Source organism: Mycobacterium sp. 3519A (assembly GCF_900240945.1).
In the GTDB taxonomy this organism is placed as follows: Bacteria; Actinomycetota; Actinomycetes; order Mycobacteriales; family Mycobacteriaceae; genus Mycobacterium.
Window position 1 is genome coordinate 2,711,512 of sequence record NZ_OESG01000013.1, and the last position, 17,906, is coordinate 2,729,417.

The 17,906-nt window shown below is 65.7% G+C and carries 18 protein-coding genes; 9 read left to right on the forward strand and 9 right to left on the reverse strand.

All coding sequences use genetic code 11. The annotated features are described in order from the left end of the window. Position 1: 1 nt before the first annotated feature. The 4 genes from C1A30_RS20855 to C1A30_RS20870 form a co-directional block, all read right to left on the reverse strand. Entirely contained in the window at positions 2-925 is a 924-nt protein-coding gene (locus C1A30_RS20855; RefSeq protein ID WP_101949998.1) for an alpha/beta fold hydrolase, read from the reverse strand. 157 nt (positions 926-1,082) lie between these two features. Then, a complete protein-coding gene (locus tag C1A30_RS20860; protein WP_101949999.1) occupies positions 1,083-1,799 on the reverse strand; it encodes a 5'-methylthioadenosine/adenosylhomocysteine nucleosidase in 717 nt (238 codons plus the stop codon). A 9-nt stretch (positions 1,800-1,808) separates the two neighbouring features. Then, positions 1,809-2,537: an MgtC/SapB family protein gene (locus C1A30_RS20865; RefSeq protein WP_101950000.1), complete on the reverse strand. Its 729-nt coding sequence runs from the start codon at positions 2,535-2,537 to the stop codon at positions 1,809-1,811. 60 nt (positions 2,538-2,597) lie between these two features. Continuing rightward, entirely contained in the window at positions 2,598-3,200 is a 603-nt protein-coding gene (locus C1A30_RS20870) for a hypothetical protein (RefSeq protein ID WP_142392636.1), read from the reverse strand. Between the two features lie 101 nt (positions 3,201-3,301). Here C1A30_RS20870 and C1A30_RS20875 point away from each other — a divergent pair, with 101 nt between their 5' ends. The 4 genes from C1A30_RS20875 (at position 3,302) to C1A30_RS20890 (ending at position 6,121) form a co-directional block, all read left to right on the forward strand. Beyond that, positions 3,302-4,066: a DUF899 domain-containing protein gene (locus C1A30_RS20875; protein WP_235010024.1), complete on the forward strand. Its 765-nt coding sequence runs from the start codon at positions 3,302-3,304 to the stop codon at positions 4,064-4,066. Between the two features lie 50 nt (positions 4,067-4,116). Further along, a complete protein-coding gene (locus C1A30_RS20880) occupies positions 4,117-5,160 on the forward strand; it encodes a bifunctional 2-polyprenyl-6-hydroxyphenol methylase/3-demethylubiquinol 3-O-methyltransferase UbiG (RefSeq protein WP_101950002.1) in 1,044 nt (347 codons plus the stop codon). A gap of 6 nt (positions 5,161-5,166) precedes the next feature. Next, the gene (locus tag C1A30_RS20885) at positions 5,167-5,598 is read left to right on the forward strand and encodes an SRPBCC family protein (RefSeq protein WP_101950003.1); all 432 of its coding nucleotides are present in this window, start codon (positions 5,167-5,169) and stop codon (positions 5,596-5,598) included. A 232-nt stretch (positions 5,599-5,830) separates the two neighbouring features. Beyond that, complete coding sequence (locus C1A30_RS20890; protein ID WP_101950004.1) at positions 5,831-6,121, forward strand: hypothetical protein; 291 nt, start codon at positions 5,831-5,833, stop codon at positions 6,119-6,121. Here C1A30_RS20890 and C1A30_RS20895 read toward each other — a convergent pair. Beyond that, positions 6,118-7,515: a cytosine permease gene (locus tag C1A30_RS20895; RefSeq protein WP_101950005.1), complete on the reverse strand. Its 1,398-nt coding sequence runs from the start codon at positions 7,513-7,515 to the stop codon at positions 6,118-6,120. The two genes, C1A30_RS20890 and C1A30_RS20895, sit on opposite strands and share 4 nt — an antisense overlap. Before the next feature lie 119 nt (positions 7,516-7,634). Here C1A30_RS20895 and C1A30_RS20900 point away from each other — a divergent pair, with 119 nt between their 5' ends. Further along, positions 7,635-8,432, forward strand: a complete 798-nt coding sequence (locus C1A30_RS20900; protein WP_101950006.1) for a nitrilase-related carbon-nitrogen hydrolase — start codon at positions 7,635-7,637, stop codon at positions 8,430-8,432. Here C1A30_RS20900 and C1A30_RS20905 read toward each other — a convergent pair. Next, positions 8,429-9,061: a UdgX family uracil-DNA binding protein gene (locus C1A30_RS20905; protein ID WP_101950007.1), complete on the reverse strand. Its 633-nt coding sequence runs from the start codon at positions 9,059-9,061 to the stop codon at positions 8,429-8,431. The genes C1A30_RS20900 and C1A30_RS20905 overlap by 4 nt on opposite strands. A 366-nt stretch (positions 9,062-9,427) precedes the next feature. Between C1A30_RS20905 and C1A30_RS20910 the strand changes: the two genes are divergently transcribed. Continuing rightward, on the forward strand, positions 9,428-9,874 hold the full coding sequence (locus C1A30_RS20910) for a universal stress protein (protein WP_101950008.1): 447 nt from the start codon (positions 9,428-9,430) through the stop codon (positions 9,872-9,874). Positions 9,875-9,882: 8 nt separating this feature from the next. Here the strand turns inward: C1A30_RS20910 and C1A30_RS20915 are convergent, their stop codons facing one another. Beyond that, a complete protein-coding gene (locus C1A30_RS20915) occupies positions 9,883-10,767 on the reverse strand; it encodes a fructose bisphosphate aldolase (protein ID WP_101950009.1) in 885 nt (294 codons plus the stop codon). Positions 10,768-10,899: 132 nt separating this feature from the next. Between C1A30_RS20915 and C1A30_RS20920 the strand changes: the two genes are divergently transcribed. Continuing rightward, a complete protein-coding gene (locus C1A30_RS20920; RefSeq protein WP_101950010.1) occupies positions 10,900-12,195 on the forward strand; it encodes a cytochrome P450 in 1,296 nt (431 codons plus the stop codon). A gap of 18 nt (positions 12,196-12,213) precedes the next feature. Here the strand turns inward: C1A30_RS20920 and C1A30_RS20925 are convergent, their stop codons facing one another. Beyond that, positions 12,214-12,885, reverse strand: coding sequence for an MBL fold metallo-hydrolase (locus C1A30_RS20925; RefSeq protein ID WP_101950011.1), 672 nt, complete (start codon positions 12,883-12,885; stop codon positions 12,214-12,216). A gap of 92 nt (positions 12,886-12,977) precedes the next feature. Between C1A30_RS20925 and uvrA the strand changes: the two genes are divergently transcribed. Beyond that, entirely contained in the window at positions 12,978-15,875 is a 2,898-nt protein-coding gene (gene uvrA / locus C1A30_RS20930) for an excinuclease ABC subunit UvrA (protein WP_101950012.1), read from the forward strand. 268 nt (positions 15,876-16,143) lie between these two features. Here uvrA and C1A30_RS20935 read toward each other — a convergent pair whose 3' ends face one another. Further along, entirely contained in the window at positions 16,144-17,304 is a 1,161-nt protein-coding gene (locus C1A30_RS20935; protein WP_101950013.1) for a winged helix DNA-binding domain-containing protein, read from the reverse strand. A 118-nt stretch (positions 17,305-17,422) separates the two neighbouring features. Between C1A30_RS20935 and C1A30_RS20940 the strand changes: the two genes are divergently transcribed. After that, complete coding sequence (locus C1A30_RS20940) at positions 17,423-17,893, forward strand: lipoprotein LpqH (RefSeq protein WP_101950014.1); 471 nt, start codon at positions 17,423-17,425, stop codon at positions 17,891-17,893. The last annotated feature ends 13 nt before the right edge of the window (positions 17,894-17,906 follow it).

Sequence of the window (17,906 nt, forward strand, 5' to 3'; positions counted from 1 at the left end):
CTCAAGCGACGGCTGAGCGGAGTCCGAGGCTGGACCGCAGCCAGCTTCCCATTTCGTCGATCGCCAGATCGACTTCGGGAACGCGGCCCGCGCCCATGATGAACGAGTGCTGACCTTCGTCGACCTGCCGCAGTACGACGTCGACTCCGGCCTCCTTCGCCCGTGCCGACAAGGCGACGGCGTCGGACGCCAGCAGTTCGAATTCGCCGTAATAGATGGCGGTGCTTGGCAACCCGGACAACGAGGCGGACAGCAGATTCACCTGTGGATCCGTCCATGCCACGCCCGTCCCATCGAGCCAGCACGACCGGAAGAGCTCCATCAGATCGCGGTTGAGGAGCATGTCCAAATGGGCGTTGTCCTTGATCGATGCGCCTGACAGCGTGACATCGGCCCAAGGGGAGATCGACAGGATTGCCCCCGGCAAGGCCTCACCGGCGTCCCGCAAGCGCAGCGCCAGCGCGAACGCGAGATAGCCGCCGATCGAATGGCCGACACTGGCGATCCTGGGGGGCTGGTAGCCCTGCTCCAACAGCCAGTGGTAGGCGTTGACGACGTCCTCGACCTGTGCCGGGTACTTGTGCTCGGGTGACCGTCGAAAGTTCAGCACCAACGAGCGGGCGCCCGCCGCTTTCGCAAGGTGCGCAGCCGCTTTTCGGTCGGAATGCATTGACATGAGCACACTTCCGCCCATGTGGGTGTGCAACAACACGGCGTCCGGTGCGCTGTCGGTGGGAATGCACCACAACGCTTCGACGCCACCGGCATCGACCTCCGCATAGGTGACCCCCTCGGGCTCCCTGCTCGCTTGATGGATGCTTTCAGCGGCGTGGCGCACTGCCGTCAAGGGAGAGTCCGGGGTCGTCGAATTGCGGCTGAGGCTCGCAAGGAAATTCGCGAACTCCGTTGCCTGCTGACTTGCCATCGAGGGGTCCTTTCCCGGGCGCGGCACGCTGCCGCTGCGTCGTAGAGTAACGAGCGTAATCCTAAAAGCGACGATGGTCGCGCCATCAAGTCAAGCCGAAGGGAACTCACAAGATCCCGTCACCTTCGGTCTGACGGGACTGTCGGTGAGTTGACGCCTACAGCACCGGCAGCAGGCGCTGCAGAATCGCCGCCGAGGACTGCGCTGCGCGGTCGACGAACGCGGTGAAATCGAAGAGCGCGTCGCCGCCTGCGAGGTCGGACAGCGCACGGATGACCAGCCACGGAATGGCGAACGCCTCACAGACCTGAGCCACTGCGCCACCTTCCATCTCGACTGCCTTACCGCCGAACTCGGTCAGCAACCGTTGCCGCGTGGTTTCGCAGTTCAGGTATTGATCACCGGACAGCACTGTGCCGTAACTGATTTGGTCGGTTATCGACAGATCCGCCAAACGTTGCTTGACGCGGTCGAGCAGTGCGGCGTCGACTCGATAGCCCAGACGGTCCGTCGGGTTGATGACGGGCGCGTACCCGGGTTGGTAGGTCTGCACTCGCTCGTTTTCAAGCAACCCGGCATCGTGCTGAATGACGTAATCCGCGATGACGATGTCTCCGATGGCCAGTCGGGGATCGAGTCCGCCCGCCACGCCCGAGAAAACGACGGTGCGGCAGGCAAACCGGTCCGCCAGCAGGGTGGTGACAAGCGCGGCATTGACCTTGCCCATTCCCGACCCCGCCAGCACCACTTCATGTCCGTCGATGGTGCCGGTGTCGAAGACGGTGTGCGCAATGTGTTCGCTTTGCGGGTCGGTCAGGACCGCGCGGAGGTGGGCGAGTTCTTGGGGTATGGCGCAGATCAGACCAATGGGCACATGATCAATCTAGTCGGGTTCGTCGTCGAGTTGGCGGATCGAGGTCACGCCTTCGATGCCGGCCAGTACCGTTGGCGCCGCCAGAATGCCCCTGCCGGACAGGGTCAGCAGGACACCGGCGCTGCCCGCGGCGACCCGCTCGCCCGTGGTGTCGGTGGCAAGCTCGGTGAGTTGCCACTGGCGGCGGTCGCACGCCTGCAACAACTTGCTCATCACGCCGCGCCCTTCGTCGTAGGTGACGTGCATGGTGACCGAGCCGGCCAACCGCGCTGACAACCGCTTGGCCAACGGCATGAACCCGACGATGATGAGGAAGTGCATCGCGGTCACGGTGACCGCCAGCAGCAGCAAGCCGGAGCCTGCCGCCATCCCGATGGCAGCGGACTCCCAGACTGCTGCCGCGGTGGTGAGGCCGTGCACGGAGCCGCGCCGGAAGATGATGATGCCCGCGCCGAGAAAGCCTATGCCGGAAACTATTTGGGCTGCCACCCGGGACGGGTCGACGACCACCAGGCCGTCCTGCAGCACATCTGTGAATCCGTACTTGCTGACCAGCAGGATCAGAGCGGCCGCGGTTCCGACGATGGTCTGGGTGCGCACGCCGGCGCTCTTGCCCTGGATCTCGCGTTCCAGGCCGATCAACGAGGTGAGGCCGAAGGCGACGAACAATTCCACGATTTGTCGTGTGCCTTGTCCGGGGCCGCCGAAGAACGGCGGATCGGCCAGCAGAAGGTTCATCGGCGCGCCTCGCGTCGGGCGTAGGAAATCATGCCCGATTTTTGCATCCGCCTGCCGCGCTCAGCGCAGCAATTGCATGCTCTCCACCACCGTGTTGTTGAACTCGGTCGGCCGCTGTTCGTAGATCGCGATGTCGGAATCCGGCAGCAACCACGCCTGGTGGATCTGCGTCGTCGTGAATTCGTCCGGACAGTTCGCCCGCCACACGCGGTAGTCGGCGGTGCGATCGCCCATCTTGCGGCGGGGCGTGCCGTCACCGGTTTGCGCGGTGATGTCCTCGACGCTGGCCGCGGGATGCGGCGGGTCGCCGTGGTGGTAGCAAGCGGTCTCGGCGGGCGGCTGCAAGTCCTCGATCGTGCCTTCGAATGCGACGTCGAACCGCAGCGGTATATCCAGGTTGCCGCCGGCGGCGTAGCCGATCAGACCCCGCGTTGCGGGGGCATCCGAGTCCTCGATGACAGACCACTGCTCGGGCAGCGTGGCCCGGAGAATCTCAGCGCCGCCGGTGAATTCGGGGTTCGGAATGACTACTGAATACGTCCCGGGGCCACCGGGGTAGGAGGGTTCCGCCGAGGCCGTCGCCATTGTCGGGTCGTCCGCACATCCTGCACTCAGTGCGACTGCCACCGCGGCGGTGCCCATCATCGACACCTTTGTCGGCATATTCACCACCATAGACACGTCTTCGCCGCTGACAAGTCCAGTGCGCGATGACTTTCGAGCCTCCGCGGAGTCCATATTCGTGAGGCTCAACCGTGAGGAGAATGACCATGCCCGTTACCCCTGCCGCCTACCCCGAGGTCACCACGCGGGAGGACTGGGTCGCCGCCCGCAAGAAACTGCTGGCCCGCGAGCGCGAGGTGACCCATCTGCGCGACGCGGTCAACGCCGAGCGCCGCAGGCTGCCGATGGTGAAGGTCGAGAAGGACTACGCGTTCGAGGGGCCGGACGGCGAATTGCGCCTCATCGACATGTTCGACGGCAGGCCGCAACTCTACATTCATCACTTCATGTGGATCGACGCGATCGACAAGGGTTGCCCCAGTTGCACCATGGCCGCCGATCTCACCTTCACCGAACGCGACCGCGCGCTGCTCGACGCCAAGGGAGTCACGTTCGCCGCGGTGTCGAGGGCGCCGTACGCCAGCATCGCGCGCTACAAGGCCGAGCACGACTGGACATTCGACTGGTATTCATCTCGTGACAACGATTTCACCTACGACTACCACGTCACGCTCGATCCGCAGCGCGCGCCGATCGAGTACAACTACATGTCCGTCGACGAGTTGCACGACGCAGGATTCGACGACGGCGCGCTGCGCGGAGACTGGCCTGGCGCCAGCGTCTTTCTTCGCCGCGGCGACGAGGTGTTCCACACTTACTCGGCGTACGCCCGCGGACTCGACCATTCGGCGCCGGGCTATCCGTTCCTCGATCTGACGCCGTACGGCAGGCAGGAAACCTGGGAAGACTCACCTGTCGGGTGGCCGCAGGGCGGCGATGCCGTCGGCGTGCCGATGACGGACTAGATACCGAATAGTCGTGCGCGGCCGCCGCGGCTTACCTAACGTTTGCACCGATGGACAATCCAGGAGTTCGCTCGGTCAACCCTTCGATTCGCGACGCGATGACCCGGCGACTGCACCGACGGTCGGTCGTCGACGGAAAGATCACCCTGCCCGCCGTTCCCGGCATGATCGAGCAGTACGTATCGCTGTGCGAGACGCTGTTCGCGACGCTGGGCCGGCCGTTCACGGCCGAGCAGATGGCCCACGTCCGGGAAGTCCTCGAGGGCCAACTCGCGGAGGCATACGCCAATTCGCCGCGATCCAACATCGTGATCACCTACGACGCGCCCGTCGGGACCGTGCTCAACTATCACGTCAGGGCCGAATGGTGGACGGTCGAGGGTGCCTACGAGAACTGGATCAGCACGCGCAAACCGCCGCTGTTCGGGACCGAACCTGATGCGCGGGTGTCGGCGCTGGCCGGCCAGGCGCTCGATCCGTCCACGCACCGGGTCCTCGACATCGGTGGCGGCACCGGCCGCAACACGTTGGCCCTCGCCCGGCGCGGCCATCCGGTCGATGTGGTGGAGATGACCCCGAAGTTCGCCGAGATCATCCGCGCCGAGGCCGCGAAGGAATCACTCGACGTGCGGGTGATCGAACGCGACATCTTCTCTACCGAGGACGACCTGCGCCGTGACTACAGCCTGATACTGCTTTCCGAAGTGGTATCGGACTTCCGGTCGGCACAGCAGTTGCGCGCGGTGTTCGAATTGGCCACCCAGTGCCTGGTCGCGGGCGGCCATCTGGTGTTCAACATCTTCCTTGCAAAACCGGGATATACGCCTGACGACGGCGCGCGTGAGCTCGGGCAGCAGTGCTACACAACGATTTTCACGGTGCAGGAGCTGTCATCGGCGGCGTCCGGTCTACCCCTGCAGCTGGTGTCCGACGACTCCGTCTACGAGTACGAGATGACGAATCTGCCGGACGGCGGTTGGCCGCCGACGAGTTGGTACGCGGACTGGGTCAGCGGACGCGACGTATTCGACATGCCGCGTGAGCAGAGCCCGATCGAGATGCGCTGGCTGGTCTACCAGAAGCCGGCCTGGTAGCCGCGCGTGGCCAAACTCGAGTTGTCCCGCGACCTGTCCCTGCCGCCAGAGGACGCGTGGGCGCATGCCTCCAATCTGGCCGACCTCGGTGACTGGTTGGTCATGCACCAAGGGTGGCGCGGCGAGCTACCGGCCGAACTCGCCATCGGCGTGACCCTGGTCGGCGTCGCGGCGGCGAAAGGTTTGCGTAACCGCGTCACGTGGACGGTGCGGCAAGTCGATCCGCCGCGGCTACTCGAGATGACCGGCGAGGGAGTCGGCGGCACGAAGTATGGGCTGCGGATGACGGTCACGCCGACGGCCTCGGGGTCGTCGTTCACGTTCAAGCTCGAACTCGGTGGCAGGCCGCTGTTCGGGCCGATCGGAGCGGCGGCGGCGCGAGCGGTGAAGGGCGACATCGAGCGGTCGATCCAGCGCTTCGAGGAGTTGTACGGCTGACTGCCCGCAGGTGTTTGCGTGTCGACGTCGTCAATGTGCCGATCCCGTTGCCCGGCAAGCGCCCATAGCCAAAAGCGCTGGCGCTCAGCAACGTTGATGCTATAGCTGCGTACGTCTGCGTCAATTTTGCCGGTGAGTTCGTGTCCACAGCGGATACCCAGCGGGCACGAAGGAGATTAGGATGGACCACGGGTCGGATACTCAATTTTGCTGCACCAGTGGAGAATTGATCGTGAGCGTGAAGAGAATCGGGGCCGCAGCGGCGATCGTGTCAGCATTCGCCGTCGCCGCAGTGGGTGCCAGCAGCGGTGTCGCCAGCGCCGACCAACCGGTGCCGAGCACGCCGGGTATGACGTGGAAACTCGACCATGGCCACGGCCACGGCCACGGCTGGGATTGGGACGACGACGACTGGAACGGCCGGTGGGACGGCGGCTGGGCGCCGCCCGCACAGTGCGGCGTGGGGTATTGGGTGCCGCCCGCCGTATCGCAGTGGATACCGCCTGCCGCCTGGGGTTGCTAGCTGACCGGGTCCGCCTCGATCAGCGCCAACTCGTGCGTCACGTCGAGAGATCGGGTGAGCAGCACGTAGACAATACCGGAGACCAGCAGTCCGACGGCGAACGCGATGTCGACGTCGCCCATCGCCGCCGCGACCGGGCCGGTGAAGAACGGCAGCACCACGAACGGGATCTCGGCGAGGATGCCGACCAGAAACGCGGTGATACCCCGCCATGACCATGCCCCGTAGATGCCGTCAGGGGTGAACAGGTCGGCGATCGCGTAGTGACCGCGTCGCACGAAGAAGTAGTCGGTGAGGTTCACCGCGGTCCACGGAACCAGCAGGTACAGCATGATCAGCAGCGTGGTGTTGAGCGCCGTCGTCGCGTTGGTCAGCAGCAGGCTCATCACGAACCATGCGACGGCCAACACGACGATCGTCACCACCCGCAGCCGTCGAGTGGGCCGGACCGGCCGCAGCGAGTCCAAAGCCGTTACCACCGTGAGCATTCCGCTGTAGGCGTTCAGGCCCATGGTGGCCACCAGCACCAGCGTGGACACGACCGCGAGCACGCCGCCGAGATGCCATGCCGCCGCGTTACCGGTTTCGTTGATGCCCGCCAACGCGTCACTGGCGCCGAGATACGTCGCCATCCACGCCCCGATCGGGATCAACCAGGCGGGCGAACCCGCAGCCCCGATGAACACCGACGCGATGATCGAGGACGGTTTGGTGTTGCGGGGCAGGTAGCGGCTGTAGTCGGAGACGTAGGGCGCATAGGTGATGTTGTACGAGGCTGCGACACCGAACTGCGCCAGGAAGCCGACCCAGGAGAACGCGGCGGCGGCCGGCGGGCCACCTCCGACGCCACCGAACACCACGCGGACGGTCAGAATGACCCACAGCGGCAACGAAATCCAGAACAGAATGCGGAACGACTTGTGCAGCAGGTCGTGTCCGTAGATGGCGAGCAGCGCCGCGACCACGGTGATGGCCGCAGCCACCACGACCGGGTTCCAGCCGAAGATCGATTGCAGGCCCGACTTGATGATCACGACGTCGACAACGTTGAAGCCGACGAACGTGAACAATGTGCCGATCAGCGGAAGCAGCACACCGCGGAACCCGAACTGAGCGCGGGACTGGATCATCTGCGGCAACCCGAGCACCGGTCCCTGGGTGGCGTGAAAGGCCATGAACAGGGTGCCGAACGCGATGCCTGCGATGCCCGCGACGATGCTCCACCACAGCGACAGTCCGAGGCTCGGGCCGACGAACCCGAGCGCCAGCGTGAAGGGCTGGAAGTTCCCGACGAACCAGAACGGGCCCTGGTGGCTGACCTTGCCGTGGCGTTCGTCGTCAGGGACGTAGTCGATGGACCGCGTTTCGATCCTGCTGGCGGCGGGAGATTCCACGGGACATACCTTGCGCCGCACCCCGCCGCCGCGCCATGGCGAAGATGTCCAACTGGTGACGATGCAGTGGACAATCTGTCCAGCGCTCGCGACGGGCCGTCTTGACGTAACCTCCCACCATGGTCAGGATCGCGTGCTGCCAGATCGACCCGAAGATCGGCGAGTTGGCTGCCAACACGGAGTTGATCGAGGAGCAGATTCGTGAGGCGGTGTCGGCAGGCGGGGACATCGTGGTGCTTCCCGAGCTTGCCACGTCCGGATACATGCTCACCGATGCCGAAGAGGCGCGGGCGGTCGCGGTGACACCCGCGCACCCGACGTTCGCCAAATGGTCTGCGGTCGCAGGCGATTCGATCGTCATCGCGGGCGTCTGCGAACTCGGCGACGACGAGCGGCTGTACAACACCGCGGTCATGGTCGACGCGGACGGGGTGGTCGCCACGTATCGCAAAACGCATCTGTGGGACCGCGAGAAGTTCATCTTCACTCCGGGTGGCGTACTGCCGCCGGTCATCAAGACCCGGCACGGGGCGATCGCGGTCATGGTCTGCTACGACGTCGAGTTCGGCGAACTGACCCGGCGGGTGGCACTCGACGGTGCGGAACTGATCGCTGCCCCGGTGAACTGGCCGCTGTTCCCGCGGCCGGAGGGGGAGCGTCCCGGCGAGGTGATCACCGCCATGTCGACGGCCAGGACCAACAAAATCGCCGTCGCATGCTGTGACCGCGCGGGCGTCGAGCGCGGCCAACCGTGGACCGAGGGCACCGCGATCATCGACCCCGACGGGTGGGTCGTCGCCTCGGCGGGCCCTGGCGCGGCGATGGCCGTCGCCGATGTCGACCTGACCGCCACGCACGACAAGACGCTGACCGAACACGTTCACCTGTTCGACGACCGTCGCGTCGACCTGTATTAGCCGCGCAGCAGCCCGGCCGCGAACCGCAGGTCCGACACCAGCCCCTCGAACGCCTTCTCCCTGTCCTCAGGCGGCCCCCGCAGCACAGAGGACGGATGCACCGTCACCGCCACGCGCGGATCGAAAACCTCGGTCTCGGGCAGGTGCAACGCTTCGCCTCGATGCTGAGTCAATCGAAAGTCGTTGCCCATCAACGATTTCGCCGCCGTCGCGCCGAGCAGCACCACCACGTCGGGCTCGACCGACATCATCTCCGCGAACAGCCAGGGTCGGCACGCGACCACCTCGGTGCGGCTCGGGGTCTTGTGAATCCGGCGCTTACCGCGCTCGGCCAGGGTGAACTTGAAGTGCTTGACCGCGTTGGTGACGTACAGCCGGTCCCTGTCGACGCCCGCCGCGGCGAGCGCCCTGTCCAGCAGCCTGCCCGCGGGTCCCACGAACGGGGCGCCCGCCTTGTCCTCCTGATCGCCAGGCTGCTCACCGACGAGCATCATGTCGGCATCCCGCGCACCCGCGCCGAACACCGTCTGGGTGGCGTTGATGTACAGGTCGCAGCCCTTGCAGCCGTGCGAAGCCTCTTCCAGGGTGTCGAGGTCGCGGGTGTCGGGGACGAAGTCGGCGGCGGTCACACTGGACGGTTACCCCGCAACGGGTCGACTTCACCACCTGAGGTCGAATCGCCATCGTTCGACTATGTGATCGAGATCTCCACCCGCTCGCGAAAGACCGCTACCACCTCAAATTTTGACGCTGTCGTAGGACCGGCCCCCGACTTCCGTTGTGGCCGTGGCGCGTTCAGATGTTTGATCTGGATCACGTTGGCAATACCGTTGCGACACGGGCGTTCGAGTCAGCAACGGCGTCACTTCCATCACTTGAGGTGCGCTTGCGGCCCAACTCACGGTTACCATCTGGTGTCGTGAATCGTGCCCCTGGTCAACGGGCAACGGGTTACTGTCTCGGGTGGCGTTGTAACTGACACTGGGAGGATTTGGATGAGCGGCTACACCACCATCGTCGTCGGCACGGACGGATCAGATTCGTCGTTGCGCGCGGTGGACAAGGCCGGCCAGATCGCCGCCGGGTCGGATGCGACGGTGATCGTCGCCACCGCCTACTTCCCCCAGAGTGAGGATCAGCGCGCGGCGGACGTGCTCAAGGACGAGGGCTACAAGATGGCGGGCAACGCGCCGATCTACGCCATCCTGCGCGAGGCCAGGGACCGCGCCACGGCCGCCGGTGCGAAGAACGTCGAAGAGAAGGCGATCGTCGGCGCCCCCGTTGACGCGCTCGTCGATCTGGCGGCTGAAGTCAACGCCGATTTGCTCGTGGTGGGCAACGTCGGCCTGAGCACCATCGCCGGGCGGTTGCTCGGTTCGGTGCCTGCCAACGTGGCACGCCGGTCGAAGACCGACGTGCTCATCGTCCACACCACCCCGTGATATCGGCTTTACGTACTCGACGCCTTCGCGATCTCGGCGATCGCTGAATCCAGCGTCGCGTTGAACTCCTGATCGCTCTGCTGCGCGGTCAGCCCTTCGGTCAGCGCCCGCGAGAAGCTGGCGATCACACCGTTGTTGCGCGCGAGCTTCTCGCACGCCTCGGCGCGGCTGTAACCGCCGGACAGCGCCACCACCCGGACCACCTTGGGGTGCGCGACCAGTTCGGCGTACAGGTTGTCGGTGTCGGGCAGCGTCAGCTTCAGCATGACGGCCTGATCGTCGCTGAGCTTGTTGACGCCGTCCAAAAGAGCGGCCTTCAACTGGTCCTCGGCCTCGGCCTTGCGCGGGCTGTGGATGTCGACTTCGGGCTCGATGATCGGCACCAGGCCCTTGGCCAACACCTGCTGGGCCACCTCGAACTGCTGCTCGACGACCGCATCGAGGCCGGCGCCGGGCAACTTGATGACCGAGCGCTCCTTGGTGCCGAACACGCCGTTCTCGACAGCGCGATCCAGCAGGGCGTCGAGGCCAGGCATCGGCTTCATCACCTGGGCGCCGTCCTTCTCCTCGGCCAGGCCCTTGTCGATCTTCAGGAACGGCACGATGTTCTTCACGTTCCACAGGTAGTCGGCGGACGGCCTGCCGTCGATGGTGCGGTCCATCGTCATCTCGAACAGGATCGCGCCCATGATGCGGTCTCCGTCGAAGACGGGGCTGGTGATGATGCGGGTCCGCATCTCGTGCACGAGGTCGAACATTTGCTCGTCGCCGGAGTACGCGTCCTCACCGATGCCGTAGAGCTTCAATGCCTTGGGCGTGCTGCCGCCGCTCTGGTCCAGTGCGGCGATGAATCCGGCGCCGTTCTTGGCCTTCTCAAACTGTGCGGTGTTCATGTCTGCCCTTTCGTCCTCGTCGGCTCACAGGCAATCTAGCGTTGCCCGCACAGTCGACCGTCAGCTGGCTCACTCAAATTCTCCTCATTCCGGGTCTGCGGTGGGACACTCCAAGTGGCGGGAGGGTCAATTATGACGTCGACGTTGCACCGGGCCGGGATCACGCGCCGCGAGAACGGCGTCCCACCTCCTGACGTTCCGCTCGCCGACATCGACCTGGCGTCGCTCGAGTTCTGGGGCCGCGACGACGACGTCCGTGATGGCGCGTTCGCCACGTTACGGCGCGAGTCGCCCATTGCGTTCTTCGAGGTGACGGAGGTCGAGGGGTTCCCGTCGGGCGTCGGCCATTGGGCTCTGACCCGGTTCGACGACATTCACCACGCCAGTCGGCACCCGGAAATCTTCAGCTCGATACCGACCAGCACGTCACTCAACGACGTGCCGCCCGAGACAGCGGAGTTCGCCGGGTCGATGATCAACCTGGACGACCCCCGACACCTGCGGCTGCGCAAGATCGTCAACCGGGCCTTCACGCCGAAGGTGGTGGCCCGCATCGAGCAGAGCGTGCGGGACCGGGCACGGGCAATCGTCACCGACATGGTGGCCAACCATCCCAACGGCGAAGCCGACTTCGTCGCCGAGGCGTCCAGTCCGCTACCGCTCCAAGTGATCTGCGACATGATGGGCATCCCGGAGGAAGACGAGGAGAAGGTCTTCCACTGGACCACAGTGATGTTGGGCGTCGGCGACGACGAGGTATCCGGCGAATTCGCCGAGGTGGTGGCGACGGTGGTCGAAATGGCCGACTACGCCATGCGACTCGCCGAGCAACGACGAGCGGATCCGCACGAGGACCTCACCACGAGTCTGGTGCAGGCCGAAGTCGACGGAGAGCGGCTGACGTCCAGTGAGATCGCGTCGTTCTTCATCCTGTTGTCGGCGGCGGGAAACGAAACCACTCGCAACGCGATCAGCCACGGCATGGTGGCGCTGACCCGCTATCCCGAGGAACGCGAGAAGTGGTGGGCCGACTTCGACGCCGTCGCGCCCACCGCCGTCGAGGAGATCGTGCGGTGGGCGACGCCGGTTATCTTCATGCGGCGCAACCTAACTCAGGACATCGAGATGCACGGCATCGAGATGAAGGCGGGGGACAAGGTCTCGCTGTGGTACAACTCCGGCAACCGCGACGAAGCCAAGTTCGGCAACCCGTGGCTCTTCGACGTGACCCGGGATCCCAACCCGCACATCGGCTATGGCGGCGGCGGTGCACACTTCTGCCTCGGGGCGAACCTGGCCCGTCGGGAAATCCGGGTGCTGTTCGAAGAACTGCACCGCCAGATTCCCGACATCGTCGCGGTGGAGGAGCCGGCGATCCTGCACTCGGCGTTCATCCACGGCATCAAGCGGCTCCCCGTCGCCTGGTGAGCCCGGGCCGTCCAGCGGCTACCAGCCGCGCTGCTTCCACTCGTCGAGATGTGGGCGCTCCGCGCCGAGGGTGGTGTCGTCGCCGTGGCCCGGGTAGACCACCGTCGAATCGCCGTAGACGTCGAACACCCGGCTGGTGACGCCGCCGAGCAGCGTCTCGAAGTCGCCTTCCTTCCACGTCTTGCCGACACCGCCAGGGAAAAGGCAGTCGCCGGTGAACAGATGGGTGGCCTCGTCGGCGCCGGTCAGGGCCAGCGCCACCGAACCTGGGGTGTGGCCCTGCAGGTGGATGACATCGAAGGACAGTTGGCCGATCTTGACGGTGTCGCCGTGGGCCAGCGTGCGCTGCGGCTTGACCGGCAGCGGTCCGGAGTCCAGCTGGTGTGCGGCGGTCGGCACCCCGGTGGCCTTGGCGACCTGCTCGAGCGCCAGCCAGTGGTCCTGGTGCTGGTGGCTGGTGACGATCAGCGACAGCTTGGGCGCGTAGGCCTCGATCAGCTCGAGCAGTATCTCGGCGTCGTTGGCGGCGTCGATGAGTAGCGTTTCGCCGGTCTGGGAACACGTGACCAGGTAGGCGTTGTTGTCCATCGGGCCCACGGAGACCTTCACGATCGACGCGCCGGGCAGCGTGCGCCGCGCCGCGGTTCGGGGATCTACGTGGCCGGTGTAGTTGTCATCGACGGTAGTCATGCTGCTCACGCTACAAGCGGCCGACAGCGCCCGCGAACTTGTCGGTGGGGGGACATAGCATGGGCATGACTTCTGTCTGCGGGAGGAAACAGTTGGCAGACCGCCTGATCATCAAGGGTGCGCGTGAGCACAATCTGCGGAGCATTGATCTTGATCTACCACGTGACGCGCTGATCGTTTTCACCGGATTGTCCGGTTCCGGTAAGTCGTCGTTGGCGTTCGACACGATCTTCGCCGAAGGGCAGCGCCGCTACGTGGAGTCGCTGTCCGCATACGCGCGGCAGTTCCTCGGCCAGATGGACAAACCCGACGTCGACTTCATCGAGGGTTTGTCGCCCGCGGTGTCCATCGACCAGAAGTCCACCAACCGCAACCCGCGCTCGACCGTGGGCACCATCACCGAGGTGTACGACTACCTGCGTCTGCTCTATGCGCGGGCCGGTACGCCGCACTGTCCGGTGTGCGGTGAGCGGATCGCCCGCCAGACCCCGCAGCAGATCGTCGACCAGGTGCTCGCCATGGACGAGGGGCTGCGGTTCCAGGTGCTGGCCCCGGTGGTGCGCACCCGCAAGGGCGAGTTCGTCGACCTGTTCGACAAACTCAACTCGCAGGGATACAGCCGGGTGCGGGTGGACGGGGTGGTGCACTCGCTGACCGACCCGCCGAAGCTGAAGAAGCAGGAGAAACACGATATCGAGGTGGTCGTCGACCGCCTGACCGTCAAGGCCAGTGCCAAGCAACGGTTGACCGACTCGGTGGAGACGGCGCTGAACCTGGCCGACGGCATCGTGGTGCTCGAGTTCGTCGACCGCGAGGACGACCACCCGCATCGCGAACAGCGCTTCTCGGAGAAACTGGCCTGCCCGAACGGGCACCCGTTGGCCGTCGACGACCTGGAGCCACGGTCGTTCTCGTTCAACTCGCCGTACGGCGCGTGCCCCGAGTGCACCGGCCTCGGTATCAAGAAGGAGGTCGACCCGGACCTCGTCGTGCCCGACCCGGACCTGACCCTCGCCGAGGGCGCCATCGCGCCGTGGTCGATGGGGCAGACCGCCGAGTACTTCACCCGGATGCTGGCGGGCCTCGGCGACCAACTCGGTTTCGACGTCGACACCCCGTGGAAGAAGCTGCCCGCCAAGGCGCGCAGGGCGATTCTCGAGGGCTGCGACGAGCAGGTGCACGTCCGGTATCGCAACCGGTACGGCCGAACCCGTTCGTACTACGCCGATTTCGAAGGCGTGATGGCGTTCCTGCAGCGCAAGATGGAGCAGACCGACTCCGAGCAGATGAAGGAGCGCTACGAGGGCTTCATGCGCGACGTGCCGTGCCCGGAGTGCGAGGGCACCAGGCTGAAGCCGGAGATTCTGGCGGTGACGCTGGCGGCGGACAGCGAGCACAAGTCCATCGCCGAGGTCGCCGAACTGTCGATAGCCGATTGTTCGCAATTCCTCAACGCGCTGACGCTCGGGCCGCGCGAGCAGGCGATCGCCGGGCAGGTACTCAAGGAGATCCAGTCGCGGCTGGGCTTCCTGCTCGATGTCGGGCTCGACTATCTGTCGTTGTCGCGGGCCGCGGCCACGCTCTCCGGCGGTGAGGCGCAACGCATTCGGTTGGCCACCCAGATCGGGTCGGGACTGGTCGGCGTGCTCTATGTGCTCGACGAGCCGTCCATCGGCCTGCATCAGCGGGACAACCGCAGGCTCATCGAAACGTTGATCCGGCTGAGGGATCTTGGCAACACGCTGATCGTCGTCGAACACGACCTGGACACCATCGCGCACGCCGACTGGGTGGTCGACATCGGGCCGTACGCCGGTGAGCACGGCGGGCGCATCGTGCACAGCGGTCCGTACGACGAACTGTTGCGTAACCCGGATTCGCTTACCGGAGCGTATCTTTCGGGCAAGGAGCAGATCGCGGTGCCAGCCATCCGGCGGCCGACCGACCGCAAGCGTCAACTCACGGTGGTGGGTGCGCGCGAGCACAACCTGCGTGAGATCGACGTGGCGTTCCCGCTCGGTGTGCTGACCTCGGTGACGGGCGTCTCCGGGTCCGGCAAGTCGACGTTGGTCAACGACATCCTGGCCTCGGTGCTGGCGAACAAGCTCAACGGCGCGCGGCAGGTGCCGGGCAGGCACACCCGCGTCACCGGGCTGGACAAGCTCGACAAGCTGGTTCGGGTCGATCAGTCGCCGATCGGCCGCACCCCACGGTCGAATCCGGCCACTTACACCGGCGTTTTCGACAAGATCCGCACACTGTTCGCTGCGACCACCGAGGCAAAGGTGCGGGGCTATCAACCGGGCCGCTTCTCGTTCAACGTCAAAGGTGGCCGCTGCGAAGCATGTTCGGGTGACGGCACCATCAAGATCGAGATGAACTTCCTGCCCGACGTGTACGTGCCGTGCGAGGTCTGCCAGGGCGCCCGGTACAACAGGGAAACGCTCGAGGTGCACTACAAGGGCAAGACCATCGCCGAGGTGCTCGACATGTCGATCGAGGATGCGGCGGAATTCTTCGCGCCGATCAGCTCGATCCACCGGTACCTGCAGACGCTGGTCGACGTCGGACTTGGATATGTGCGGCTGGGGCAGCCCGCGCCGACGTTGTCGGGCGGTGAGGCGCAGCGGGTGAAGCTGGCCTCGGAACTGCAGAAGCGGTCGACCGGACGCACCGTGTACATCCTCGACGAGCCGACCACCGGACTGCACTTCGAGGACATCCGCAAGCTGCTCGGCGTCATCAATGGCCTCGTCGACAAGGGCAATTCGGTGATCGTCATCGAGCACAACCTCGACGTGATCAAGACGTCGGACTGGATCATCGACATGGGTCCCGAAGGCGGTGCAGGCGGCGGCACGGTGGTCGCGGCGGGCACGCCGGAGGAAGTAGCCGCCAACCCCGACAGCTATACCGGGCATTTTCTCGCCGAGATACTCGACGTGCCGAGGCCCAAGCCGACGAAACGCGGCCGCAAGGTCAGCGCGTAGTTACCGCTAGCAGGTAGCGCGAATGGGGCGCTAGCTGTGCAGACGCTGACGGCTGCCGACGCGATGCTTGTTGGCTATGACGTTCTTCATTGCGACATCGGTGGCCGCGGTGGTCACCGGCGTCGTCGTCGAGTGGGCCCAGCGCCGCTGTGAGCTGTGGGCCCAGCTCCGCGACAAAGACAAGTGACGCCTTGCGCGGCGACGAGTCGTTGACTCTGCGCTCAGGGATGTCCTCTCGCGCATTTGTGCGCCATAGACGCAGAGTGAACTAGCCGCGAGACAACGGCGACGGGAAGCGCGGGCTGACCCGAATCCCGTCCAGCCACGCCGTCAACTCCTCGGCCCGCTTAGTCAGCGCCCGCCTCGCATCGCGGCTGACACTCTCCAGTAGTCGCAGTTCCACCCGGCCGGCGTCGTCCTGACCCCACCCGCCGACGATCCGCCCGTTCCACCACGCCGTCGGACCGCCATTGCCATTGGTGTCGAACACCTGGCCGCGGTGCCCGCCGAGATACCAGTCCCTGCCGTACCAGCCCATCGTCGTGACGTCGAGACCAGGCAGCAGCGCACACCACGGTTCAACGTCGGCTTCGGTGTCGAGATCGTCGGGCAGCGCATAGCCGGGCGTGCCGTCGAGGTCGACCTCGACCGCGTCGATGTCCCGCAGCGCGTGCCGCGCCCACGTCAGCGTGTTGCCGAACCACCACTTGACGTCGGCCTCGGTGGCGGGCCCGAACGTGCGCAGCCACCTTCGCACCAACTCGGCGCGCGCCGCCTCCGGCGTCTCGGACGTGACGCCCGACGACAGCCAATCGCCCATCGGCGTCCACCGTGGCCGCGACACCGTCCACGCGCCGTCATTGGGCCCCCGCACGACGTCGCCGCGTACCGAAAGCACCGTCAAAACCCTTGGCGCCAAGGGTGTTTCGCCACCCCACCGCTTGCCGGGCGCATAGTCGTAGCGTCCCGCCAGCTCGGGCAGCGCCTCGCGCAGTTCCTTTGCGCTGGCCGCGCCGTGCTCGCCGAGGTGTCGCAGCACCGCGGCGCAGGCGGTGTCCAGCCACGCGGCGCCGTCCTCCGCGATCCCCGCCTTCTGCGCGTCGGCGACCAGCCGCCTGCGCTCGTTGTCGGCCACCCGGTCGCTGGCCGCGGACTGGATCAGCCGCAGGTCTGCGGCTCGCACCGTCCACAGGGTGCGCCGCATCGCGAGGTGCTTGAGCAGCGTGCGGCGTTCGTAGAGTTCGGTGTCCAGATCGCGGACGGTGAAACCGCTGAGCCGTGCCCACAGCGACAGGTACGGCGTGGCCGGATCGGTGGCGTGCAGGCCGACGAGGTCTGCCACCGCATGGTCGATCGAGTCCGCCGGCTGGGCGAGGAAATGCCTGCGCGCGAGGCGTGCCCGCCGCTCCTCAACAGTGAATGACCGCATCGCCGAGGAACCGTACCTGCGTCGGCCGACAAAGTTTGGGATCGGTAGCGGTTGCCGCGAACTTGACTGACTTCACAACGGACGCCATCGGGGCGACGTATGGAGAAGGGAAGATTCGATGAATCGAATTGTCGTGGGTGTGGTCGGGCTGGCCGCCGCCGCCGCGGTGCTGGTGGGTTGCTCGGACGACAAGAGCACGTCGCTCCCGGCCAGCGGGACGGCCAGCACCGGCGGTTCTACAGAGGTGAAGGTCGACGGCAAGGACCTCTCCGGCCTGGACATGAAGTCGGTTACCTGCGTCAAGCAGGGCGGCAAGATCAACGTCGCCAGCGGGGCGATCAACGGCCAGGCGGGCCTCGCGGTCGTGATGAGCGACGCGAACCCACCGACCGTCGATTCGCTGGGCATGTCGGTCGACGGAAACGCGCTGGCGGTCACCAACACGATGGGCGCGCAGGTCGGTAAGGCCGACGTCAAGGTCGACGGCAGCACCTACACGATCACCGGTGAGGCCACGGGCGCAGACATCAAGAACCCGATGGCAGGGATGATCACCAAGCCGTTCACCGTGAAGGTGACGTGCAGCTGATCGGTCCCACCCC

Excerpts from the sequence above, each read along its gene's own strand:
- C1A30_RS20855 (WP_101949998.1), bottom strand. The coding sequence starts at position 925 with ATGGCAAGTCAGCAGGCAACGGAGTTCGCGAATTTCCTTGCGAGCCTC.
- C1A30_RS20865 (WP_101950000.1), bottom strand. The coding sequence starts at position 2,537 with ATGAACCTTCTGCTGGCCGATCCGCCGTTCTTCGGCGGCCCCGGACAA.
- C1A30_RS20870 (WP_142392636.1), bottom strand. The coding sequence starts at position 3,200 with ATGCCGACAAAGGTGTCGATGATGGGCACCGCCGCGGTGGCAGTCGCA.
- C1A30_RS20875 (WP_235010024.1), top strand. The coding sequence starts at position 3,302 with ATGACCATGCCCGTTACCCCTGCCGCCTACCCCGAGGTCACCACGCGG.
- C1A30_RS20880 (WP_101950002.1), top strand. The coding sequence starts at position 4,117 with ATGGACAATCCAGGAGTTCGCTCGGTCAACCCTTCGATTCGCGACGCG.
- C1A30_RS20900 (WP_101950006.1), top strand. The coding sequence starts at position 7,635 with ATGGTCAGGATCGCGTGCTGCCAGATCGACCCGAAGATCGGCGAGTTG.
- C1A30_RS20910 (WP_101950008.1), top strand. The coding sequence starts at position 9,428 with ATGAGCGGCTACACCACCATCGTCGTCGGCACGGACGGATCAGATTCG.
- C1A30_RS20915 (WP_101950009.1), bottom strand. The coding sequence starts at position 10,767 with ATGAACACCGCACAGTTTGAGAAGGCCAAGAACGGCGCCGGATTCATC.
- C1A30_RS20920 (WP_101950010.1), top strand. The coding sequence starts at position 10,900 with ATGACGTCGACGTTGCACCGGGCCGGGATCACGCGCCGCGAGAACGGC.
- C1A30_RS20925 (WP_101950011.1), bottom strand. The coding sequence starts at position 12,885 with ATGACTACCGTCGATGACAACTACACCGGCCACGTAGATCCCCGAACC.
- C1A30_RS20935 (WP_101950013.1), bottom strand. The coding sequence starts at position 17,304 with ATGCGGTCATTCACTGTTGAGGAGCGGCGGGCACGCCTCGCGCGCAGG.
- C1A30_RS20940 (WP_101950014.1), top strand. The coding sequence starts at position 17,423 with ATGAATCGAATTGTCGTGGGTGTGGTCGGGCTGGCCGCCGCCGCCGCG.